This is a genomic window from Methylomonas rivi, assembly GCF_024505165.1.
In the GTDB taxonomy this organism is placed as follows: Bacteria; Pseudomonadota; Gammaproteobacteria; order Methylococcales; family Methylomonadaceae; genus Methylomonas; species Methylomonas rivi.
Genome location: NZ_JANIBK010000152.1, coordinates 1 through 9,256, shown reverse-complemented (window position 1 = coordinate 9,256; position 9,256 = coordinate 1). Strand labels below are relative to the sequence as shown.

General features: G+C 51.0%; 9 protein-coding genes. 8 read left to right on the top strand and 1 reads right to left on the bottom strand.

Annotated elements, in window-relative coordinates; translation table 11 throughout:
- Positions 1-84: 84 nt before the first annotated feature.
- Entirely contained in the window at positions 85-831 is a 747-nt protein-coding gene (locus NP596_RS18005; RefSeq protein WP_256616786.1) for a HesA/MoeB/ThiF family protein, read from the bottom strand.
- Positions 832-974: 143 nt separating this feature from the next.
- On the opposite strand from NP596_RS18005, the gene groES reads away from it, so the two are divergent.
- The 8 genes from groES (at position 975) to NP596_RS17965 (ending at position 9,217) form a co-directional block, all read left to right on the top strand.
- A complete protein-coding gene (groES, locus tag NP596_RS18000; RefSeq protein WP_305891812.1) occupies positions 975-1,262 on the top strand; it encodes a co-chaperone GroES in 288 nt (95 codons plus the stop codon).
- 50 nt (positions 1,263-1,312) lie between these two features.
- Entirely contained in the window at positions 1,313-2,953 is a 1,641-nt protein-coding gene (gene groL / locus NP596_RS17995; protein ID WP_256616784.1) for a chaperonin GroEL, read from the top strand.
- 248 nt (positions 2,954-3,201) lie between these two features.
- Positions 3,202-4,137: a GGDEF domain-containing protein gene (locus tag NP596_RS17990; RefSeq protein WP_256616783.1), complete on the top strand. Its 936-nt coding sequence runs from the start codon at positions 3,202-3,204 to the stop codon at positions 4,135-4,137.
- 522 nt (positions 4,138-4,659) lie between these two features.
- Positions 4,660-5,394 (top strand): Hpt domain-containing response regulator, encoded by a 735-nt coding sequence (locus tag NP596_RS17985; RefSeq protein ID WP_256616782.1) that lies wholly within the window; start codon positions 4,660-4,662, stop codon positions 5,392-5,394.
- 120 nt (positions 5,395-5,514) lie between these two features.
- Positions 5,515-6,555 carry a type VI secretion system protein TssA gene (gene tssA / locus NP596_RS17980; RefSeq protein ID WP_256616781.1) on the top strand — a complete coding sequence of 347 codons (1,041 nt, stop codon included), beginning with the start codon at positions 5,515-5,517 and terminating at the stop codon, positions 6,553-6,555.
- Between the two features lie 27 nt (positions 6,556-6,582).
- Positions 6,583-7,119, top strand: coding sequence for a type VI secretion system contractile sheath small subunit (gene tssB / locus NP596_RS17975; protein WP_256616780.1), 537 nt, complete (start codon positions 6,583-6,585; stop codon positions 7,117-7,119).
- 3 nt (positions 7,120-7,122) lie between these two features.
- On the top strand, positions 7,123-8,613 hold the full coding sequence (tssC, locus tag NP596_RS17970; protein ID WP_256616779.1) for a type VI secretion system contractile sheath large subunit: 1,491 nt from the start codon (positions 7,123-7,125) through the stop codon (positions 8,611-8,613).
- A gap of 121 nt (positions 8,614-8,734) precedes the next feature.
- The gene (locus NP596_RS17965; RefSeq protein ID WP_256616778.1) at positions 8,735-9,217 is read left to right on the top strand and encodes an Hcp family type VI secretion system effector; all 483 of its coding nucleotides are present in this window, start codon (positions 8,735-8,737) and stop codon (positions 9,215-9,217) included.
- The last annotated feature ends 39 nt before the right edge of the window (positions 9,218-9,256 follow it).

Sequence of the window (9,256 nt, the reverse complement as noted above, 5' to 3'; positions counted from 1 at the left end):
AAGCGCTGATCGGTAAAAAATAAGCGTATCGCCGCCGAAAAAAAATAAAGCCGGGGATTCCCGGCTTTATTTTGCAAGCAGAAATCAAGCCGTTCCGCAGGTCGGGCAGGCCGGATTTTTCTTTAAACGCAATGTTTGCCATTCCATGCTCAAGCCATCCAGGATCAGCAGGCGGCCGGTCAAAGTCTCGCCTATCCCCATGATCACCTTCAACGCTTCCAAGGCCTGAATGCTGCCGACGATGCCGGTGATGGGGGCAATCACGCCGTTACGGGCGCAGTTCTGTAATTCTTCGCCCTCGCTTTGATACAGGCAGTTATAACACGGGCTGCTATGCGTGCCGGGAGTAAATACGCTGATTTGTCCCTCAAACCGAATAGCCGCACCGGAAACCAGCGGGGTGCCGCGGGTCACGCAGGCGCGGTTAATGGCGAAACGCGTGCTGAAATTGTCGCTGCAATCCAAGACTACATCGGCGGCGGCTACCTCCCGAGCCAGCAATTCATTCTGTAAGCGGGCTTTGTGGGGTAGAACCCGTATATCCGGATTGATATTTTTCAGCGTGTTGAGGGTTGAAATGACTTTATCCAACCCTATATCGGTGGTGCCATGGGCAATCTGGCGTTGCAAATTGGTTAAGTCGACTTGGTCATCATCGTAGATTGTGATTTGTCCAACCCCGGCAGCGGCAAGATACATCGCGGCGGGCGAGCCTAGGCCGCCGGCGCCGACGATCAATATTTTGGCGGCTAGCAGTTTTTGCTGTCCGGCAATATCGACTTGCGGCAGCATGATCTGGCGGCTGTAACGGAGTAGTTGTTGGTCGTTCATGATGAATACGGGTGATGAATAGGGTGCGGATAATGCCAAAGAGCTTGACAGAGTGCAAAAGCTCGATATTATTAGCACTCGTTGCAAGAGAGTGCTAATAGTTTAGTTTAATCTTTAACTTTTAACCCATTAAGGAGACATTGATGAAAATTCGTCCGTTACATGACCGCGTTGTCGTAAAACGTGTTGAAGAAGAAACCAAAACCGCCGGCGGTATCGTATTGCCGGGTTCCGCAGCGGAAAAACCCAGCGAAGGCGAAGTATTGGCAGTGGGTTCCGGTAAAGTTCTGGACAATGGTCAAGTGCGCGCATTGGAAGTTAAAGTGGGCGACAAAGTATTGTTCGGCAAATATTCCGGTACTGAAGTCAAAGTCGATGGCGAGCAATATATCGTCATGCGTGAAGAAGACATCATGGGCATCTTGGGTTAATCCTCAAGAGCGATTGTTTATCAATAACTAAAATTTCAGGAAATCAAGAAATGGCAGCAAAAGACGTAAAATTCGGCGGCGAAGCCCGTGCCTTAATGGCGCAAGGCGTAAACATTTTGGCAAACGCAGTAAAAGTTACCCTGGGTCCTAAAGGCCGTAACGCGGTATTGGACAAAAGCTTCGGCGCGCCTACCATCACTAAAGACGGCGTGTCTGTAGCGAAAGAAATCGAATTGCAAGACAAATTCGAAAACATGGGCGCGCAAATGGTTAAAGAAGTGGCGTCCAAAACCTCCGACGTGGCCGGCGACGGTACCACCACTGCTACCGTTCTGGCTCAAGCTATCGTTAACGAAGGTTTGAAGTCCGTCGCCGCCGGCATGAACCCAATGGATTTGAAACGCGGTATCGACATGGCGGTAAACGCCGCGGTCGGCGCGATCGAAAAAGCCGCAACACCTTGCAGCGACAGCAAAGCGATTGCTCAAGTAGGCACCATTTCGGCGAACTCCGACGAATCGGTCGGTCAAATCATTGCCGAAGCGATGGAAAAAGTCGGTAAGGAAGGCGTTATCACCGTTGAGGAAGGTACCGGCCTCAACAACGAACTGGACGTTGTCGAAGGTATGCAATTCGACCGCGGCTATTTGTCTCCTTATTTCATCAACAAACAAGAAAGCATGAGCGTCGAACTGGACGATCCTTTTGTATTGTTGTATGACAAAAAAATCTCCAACATCCGCGAAATGTTGCCGATTTTGGAAGGCGTGGCCAAATCAGGCCGTTCCTTGCTGATCATCGCCGAAGACGTGGAAGGCGAAGCGCTGGCGACTCTGGTTGTCAACAACATGCGCGGCATCGTTAAAGTGGCGGCGGTTAAAGCACCTGGTTTCGGCGATCGCCGCAAAGCCATGCTGGAAGACATCGCAGTGCTTACCGGCGGTACGGTTATTTCCGAAGAAGTCGGCTTGTCGCTGGAAAAAGCCGAGTTGGACCAACTGGGTACCGCAAAACGCGTGCAAATCAACAAAGAAAATACCACCATCATCGATGGTGCAGGCGACGAAGGCCAAATCAAGGGCCGCGTGGCGCAAATTCGCGCTCAAGCCGACGAGGCGACTTCCGATTACGACCGCGAGAAGCTGCAAGAGCGACTGGCCAAACTGGCTGGCGGCGTAGCGGTAATCAAAGTTGGCGCGGCTACCGAAATGGAAATGAAAGAGAAAAAAGCCCGTGTCGAAGACGCGTTGCATTCTACTCGCGCCGCCGTTGAAGAAGGTGTGGTTGCCGGTGGCGGTACAGCGCTGATCCGTGCGCTGTCCGCTCTGGAAGGCCTGCAAGGCAACAACCACGATCAAACCGTCGGTATCAACATCCTGCGCCGCGCTATGGAAGAGCCTTTGCGTCAAATCGTCACCAACGCCGGCGATGAAGCCTCCGTGGTGCTGAACGAAGTCAGAAAAGGCAGCGGTAACTTCGGTTACAACGCGGCAACCGGCGAATACGGCGACATGATCCAAATGGGTATTCTGGATCCCGCCAAAGTAACTCGTTCCGCTTTGCAAAATGCGGCGTCGGTTGCCGGTTTGATGATCACCACCGAAGTCATGGTGGCCGATGCGCCGGCCGATAGCAAAGCGCCTGCAATGCCTGATATGGGCGGCATGGGCGGCATGGGCGGCATGATGTAATTGCCGTTTAAGGCGCTTTAAGCCCTAAAGCCCCGGTACCTTTGGGTGCCGGGGCTTTTTTATGCGTGTTATCATGAGGCCTTGATGTCGGCAAAACGGAGCTTAAAAACTTGAAGCTTAAGCCTCTCTTTGAGACACTGCAAAATACTTGCATTAAAAAGACGGATAGAGATATGGATGTTTATCGATTGTGGGGAGATTCGCCGCCGGCCGGCCTTTCGGGTTAAATCATTGCTTCGTATTTCATCATGAGCTCTTCACGCAAAATTGGTTCGTTGCTGCCTTCTACCACTATGGTCGGTGGGGCGGTTAACCATGCTCAGACGAAACATGTGCTCGAACCCTATCTGGTCATTTTGTCGGGCTGCGATCGGGGCAGGCAATTCAAATTAGAACAGCAAGCCTATGTGATAGGCCGTAGCGACGAAGCGGATATCGTCATCGGCGATCCGAAAATTTCCAGAAGGCACGGTGCATTCACCGTTTTTAAGGACCGGATCTTATTCGAGGATTTGCAGTCCACTAACGGCAGTTTTCTGGCGGGGCAACGCATCGAAAAGCACTGGCTGAATACGCATGACCGGATTCAGGCCGGCGACACTATTATGCGTGTCGATTATAAATGCTTCAACGAAGCCGAGTCGGAACAGGCTTTGTATAGAGCGGCTTACACCGATGCATTGACCGGTATCCTCAATCGGGGCGCTTTTATGCAGCGCGCGCACGAGGAGTTTTCCTTTTGCAAACGCAATAACGCCTTATTGAGCATCGTCATGTGCGATGTGGATCATTTTAAATGTAAAAACGATACTTACGGTCACCCGGCTGGCGACCAAGTGTTAAAGGATTTATCCGCTATTCTGGCCGAACAAATGAGAAAAGAGGATTTGCTGGCGCGTTATGGCGGCGAGGAGTTCATCATGTTATTGCGGGAAACGCCTGGAGATGCGGCCGTGGGCTGGGCGGAAAGGATTAGGCAATCGGTGATGCTGCACCCTTTTAGTTATCAAGGCCAAACGATACCCACCACGATATCGATCGGCGTTTGCACCCGGCGAGTGACGGCTATCGACTCATTACCCACGATTATACGGGTGGCGGACGATGCCTTATACCTCGCCAAACAAAATGGCCGTAACCGGCTGGAAATTGCGTATTTCAATCCCGCCATCGATCCCCGCTGAAAATATACCAACGGTAAGGCATGGTTCAGATTTGTAATTACTGCATTCAGCCTAAACCTTCTTGCGTTGACGAGCTTTCGCAGTTGTCGCGACGATTTGAACTTCCGGCGATAATCGGGGTATAGTGGGGCCGGCGCGCAATCCGCGGCAGATTTCCAGATCGTCGTGCCGGGTAACAGCAGATCGAGTATCACGGCATCGTAAGTATTTTCGGCTATTGCGGCCATTTCGGTTTCGCCCTCGGCGGCCGTTTCCGCCGCATAGCCTGCGCCGCGCAGATTGGCGGCCGCCATGGCGGCAATGTCGGGGCCGTCCTCGATTACAAGAATGCTGCGTTTTGCCGTTAGTGTCATCGGGGCTTGCAAGTGATTCTAAACCGGTACATTATGATGTAGCCATCGTCGTAAATCCAATCACAGTTACCGCAAACTTTCGTGATAATTTTGTGACATTTTAATCTGATGATCGGTTTCGCTACCGCTAAATACCCTATTCGGGCGATTTAAACAGGATTTGATTTTTATGATCTTAACCGATTTATCTATTTTGATTGCCGATGACAACGAAATGAACCGTTGGTTATTAGCTGAACAGTTGGGATGTTGGAGCGACGATATTACGCTGGCGATCGATGGCCGGGAGGCTTGGCACTTTTTGCAACAGCAAAAATATGCGCTGGTGTTTTTGGATGTCAACATGCCGGGGTTGACGGGTTTCGAATTGGTGAAAAAAATCAGGGCCGGCTCCGCCAACCAGTCGTCGCAGGTTATCGCCATTACCGCGCATGTGCAAAGCCATCAAAAACACTTATTGATTGCGGACGGTTTTAACGATTGCCTGATTAAGCCCATTGTGCTGGCCGACCTGCAGCGCATCATCGCTGTGTGGCGCGCGCCCGTCAGCGATGCGGACAGCCAATATTATGCAAATTCCGTTCTGGAAAAAGTCGATAGTAACCGCGAATTGGGCCGGCAGTTTTTGCAAAAATTATTTCAGGAATTGCCTTTGCAACTGGTACGGCTGGAGCAGGCCTTGCAGGGCCAATCGGCGGAACTGGCCCTGGATGTTGCCCATAAGCTGCACGGTAGTTTTTGTTTTTATGGGTTTCACGATTTTCGGGGCATTGCCGGCCGGCTGGAAGACGCGTTAATAGCGGGTGAAATGCCCGAAGCTTGGCAATACTTTCGGCAATTGCTGGTAAAGTGCGAGGCATTATTGGGAATGCAGACGGAGGTACTGACCTGTATGGATGGGTGAGGGTTATAAAATTCTGAATTACTGATTTACGGCGAGCCGGAACGAAAGGCCTTTAATTTTTCGGCAAACTGGACTAGGCTAGGTGCAGCGTAAATTTAAATAAGTCCAAAAAGGCATTTCATGGCTGATTTGTTAACATTGTTAGAGGACGTTTCCCCCGATAACCCTTGCGGCGATTATCTGGAATATGATCCCGCCTATCTTGAACTGGGCAAAAACATCCTGGGAAAACCCGAGGACCCTATCACCGGCGAAAAAGCCCAGCCGCCCAATTGGCGGGATATTCATAAGCAATCCCTGGCCATTCTGCAACAGAGCAAGGACATGCAGGTTGTCGTTTATTTGTTGCGGGCGTTAATCAATCTTGAAGGGGTGTTAGGATTTCGGGACGGTTTAAAGCTTTTGTACGGTTTGTTGGAAAAATATTGGGATGAGCTGCATCCCGTTTTGGATCCGGACGATGATCTCGACCCCACTACCCGCGTTAATATCCTGGAAGAACTCAGTAATTTCGAATCGGTGCTGTGGCCGTTAACGTTGGCGGCATTGGTGGATTCAAAAGCGGTCGGCCGCTATAGTTTGCGCGATTACCACCTTGCCTCCGATAAAGTAGAGGCGCCCGAAGGTGTCGCCAAACCGGACGTTAATAGTATCCGGGCGGCATTCATGGATGCGGCGGAAGAATCGGTTGCGGCCAGCTATCAGGCGATTAACGACAGCATTAGTCTGGTGCAACAGCTGGATAGCTTTGTCGGCGAGAAAGTCGGCATTGAAAATGGCCCCGATTTATCCGCGTTATCTTCTCTGCTGAAAGAAATGCGCTACGTATTCGACCAATATGCGGAAACCGGCGCGGGCGAAGAGGACGAGCTATCCGGCGACGGAGAAGGCGCCGCGGGTGAGCCGGGCCCTGGAAGTTCGTCCCGCAAGGCCGCGGCTGTCGGTGGGGTGAACTCCCGCCAAGATGTACTGAAAACGCTGGATTTAATTTGCAAATATTATCGGGAAAACGAACCCTCCAGCCCGGTGCCCATTTTGCTTGAGCGGGCAAAAAAATTAGTCAATGCGGATTTTATGCAAATTGTGCAAAATTTGTTGCCGGATGGCATGTCCCAATTAGAGCAGATAAAAGGTCCCGATCCGGATGCGGATCAATATTAATAATCAACCAATCATATGGAGTAGGAAATGGCCGAAAGTAGTCAGAAGTTCATTCAACGAAACCGGGCGCCGCGCGTTCAAATCGAATACGATGTGGAAGTTTATGGCTCCGAGAAAAAAGTACAGCTTCCCTTCGTAATGGGTGTACTTTCCGATCTGTCGGGTAAACCTTCCGAACCCTTGCCTCCCATTGCCGACCGCAAGTTATTGGAAATCGATGTCGATAACTTCAACGAACGTTTGAAATCCATGAAGCCCAGAGCGGCATTTCAAGTGGCCAATACCCTTACCGGCGAAGGCAACTTGAGTGTGGATATCACTTTCGAAAACATGGACGATTTTTCGCCCGCGGCTGTGGCCAAAAAAGTGGCCGGTCTGGATAAAATCGTGGAAGCCAGAACCCAATTGTCTAATCTGATTACGTATATGGACGGTAAAACCGGCGCCGAAGAATTGATCGCCAAATTGATTAACGACCCAGCTTTGTTGAAAACGCTGGCCGAGAAGGCCAAGCCGGCGGAGTCCGAAAAACCAGCCGATGCCGCTGAAGGCAGTGGGGAGTAATTTATGGCCGAATTAGATACACAAGCCCAGCAAGGCGCCACGGAAACCCTGGAATTCGACGATTTTTCGGCGCTGTTGTCGAAAGAGTTCAAGCCCGGCACGGAAGCAGCCAATCAGGTCAACACAGCGGTGTCGACCTTGGCCCAATTTGCCTTGCAGGACGTTTCGAAAATTTCCGACGATGCGATAAAAAGCATACAGGCCATCATCGCCAGCTTGGACGAAAAAATTTCCGAGCAGTTGAATCTGGTATTGCATCATCCCGATTTTCAACAGTTGGAAGGCGCATGGCGGGGTTTGCATTACTTGGTGAATAACACCGAAACCGATGAAATGCTGAAAATCAAGGTTTTCAACGTTTCCAAAAAAGAACTGGGTAAAACCCTAAAAAAATTCAAAGGTACGGCTTGGGACCAAAGTCCACTGTTCAAAAAATTGTACGAAGAGGAATACGGCACCTTTGGCGGCGAACCGTTCGGCTGTTTGGTCGGCGATTATCATTTCGACCATAGCCCGCCGGATGTCGAGTTGCTGGGCGAAATGGCAAAAATCGCGGCGGCTTCGCATACGCCGTTCCTGTCCGGGGTTGCCCCTAGCGTGTTGCAAATGGAAAGTTGGTCCGAATTGGCCAATCCGCGCGATTTGACCAAAATCTTCCAGACACCGGAATACGCGGCCTGGCGTTCATTACGCGAATCCGACGATGCCCGTTATCTGGGCATGGCCATGCCGCGTTTTCTGAGCCGGTTGCCTTATGGCGCCAAAACCGATCCGGTAGACGAGTTCGATTTTGAAGAGGACACCTCCGGTGCCGACAGCACTAAATACACTTGGTCGAATGCGGCTTATGCGATGGCGGTCAATATCAACCGGTCTTTCAAACTGTACGGTTGGTGTTCCCGCATACGCGGTATCGAGTCGGGCGGCGCCGTGGAAGGCTTGCCCGTGCATACCTTCCCCACCGACGATGGCGGGGTTGATATGAAATGCCCAACCGAAATCGCCATTACCGACAGGCGCGAAGCCGAGCTGGCTAAAAGCGGTTTCATGCCGTTGATTCACAAAAAGAATACAGACTTTGCCGCCTTTATCGGCGCGCAGTCGCTGCAAAAACCGGCCGAATACGACGATCCGGATGCGACAGCCAATGCCAATTTGGCCGCACGGCTGCCTTATCTATTTGCAACCTGCCGCTTTGCGCATTACCTGAAGTGCATGGTGCGGGATAAAGTGGGTTCTTTCAAGGAACGCGACGACATGGAAAAATGGTTGACTAGTTGGATAAACAATTATGTCGATCCTAACCCGGCGATGTCGGACGAACTGACCAAGTCGCGCAAGCCTTTAGCGGCCGCGGAAGTGGTGGTGGAGGAAGTCGAGGGTAACCCGGGCTATTATTCGTCCAAGTTTTTCTTGAGGCCGCATTATCAATTGGAAGGACTCACGGTGTCCTTGCGCTTGGTTTCCAAATTGCCTTCCGGAAAAGGTGGCTAGGATTTGTCAAGGAGGGTTTTGAATATTCAGGAGGCTTGAGTATGGTATGAGCATGTCAAATAAGCGTTTTTTTATCTAACCGTAAGTTTAAATTTAATTCTGTAAAAGAAAGGAGAAGGTCATGGCAGTTGATATGTTTTTGAAAATCAAAGATGTAAAAGGTGAAGCCCAGGACGACAAGCACAAAGATACCATCGACGTGCTGGCGTGGAGTTGGGGTATGTCGAATAGCGGCTCGACCCATATGGGCGGCGGTTCCGGCTCCGGAAAAGTGAATGTGCAGGATATCAGCGTCACTAAATATATCGATAAGAGCAGTCCCGATCTGATGAAGGCGTGCTGCAACGGCAAGCACTTTGAAACGGCGGATTTAATCGTCCGTAAGGCTGGCGAGAAACCGGTCGAATATTTAACCATCACAATGACGGACTTGATCGTAACCTCCGTTTCCACCGGCGGTTCCGGCGGCGAAGACCGTTTGACCGAGAATGTCACGCTGAATTTCGGCGCGGTCAAGGTTAAATACATCGAACAAACCGCGAAAGGCGGCGAAGGCGCAAAACCTGATATGGGTTGGGATATTGCGGCAAATAAAGCGCTTTAAGCTTTTTTGCATGTCTTAAACGCCTGCCCATTTGGGCAG

Bases quoted from the DNA above. Each gene is read 5' to 3' on its own strand.
- tssB (WP_256616780.1), top strand. From the start codon at position 6,583: ATGGCCGAAAGTAGTCAGAAGTTCATTCAACGAAACCGGGCGCCGCGC.
- tssC (WP_256616779.1), top strand. From the start codon at position 7,123: ATGGCCGAATTAGATACACAAGCCCAGCAAGGCGCCACGGAAACCCTG.
- tssA (WP_256616781.1), top strand. From the start codon at position 5,515: ATGGCTGATTTGTTAACATTGTTAGAGGACGTTTCCCCCGATAACCCT.
- NP596_RS17990 (WP_256616783.1), top strand. From the start codon at position 3,202: ATGAGCTCTTCACGCAAAATTGGTTCGTTGCTGCCTTCTACCACTATG.
- NP596_RS17985 (WP_256616782.1), top strand. From the start codon at position 4,660: ATGATCTTAACCGATTTATCTATTTTGATTGCCGATGACAACGAAATG.
- NP596_RS17965 (WP_256616778.1), top strand. From the start codon at position 8,735: ATGGCAGTTGATATGTTTTTGAAAATCAAAGATGTAAAAGGTGAAGCC.
- groL (WP_256616784.1), top strand. From the start codon at position 1,313: ATGGCAGCAAAAGACGTAAAATTCGGCGGCGAAGCCCGTGCCTTAATG.
- groES (WP_305891812.1), top strand. From the start codon at position 975: ATGAAAATTCGTCCGTTACATGACCGCGTTGTCGTAAAACGTGTTGAA.
- NP596_RS18005 (WP_256616786.1), bottom strand. From the start codon at position 831: ATGAACGACCAACAACTACTCCGTTACAGCCGCCAGATCATGCTGCCG.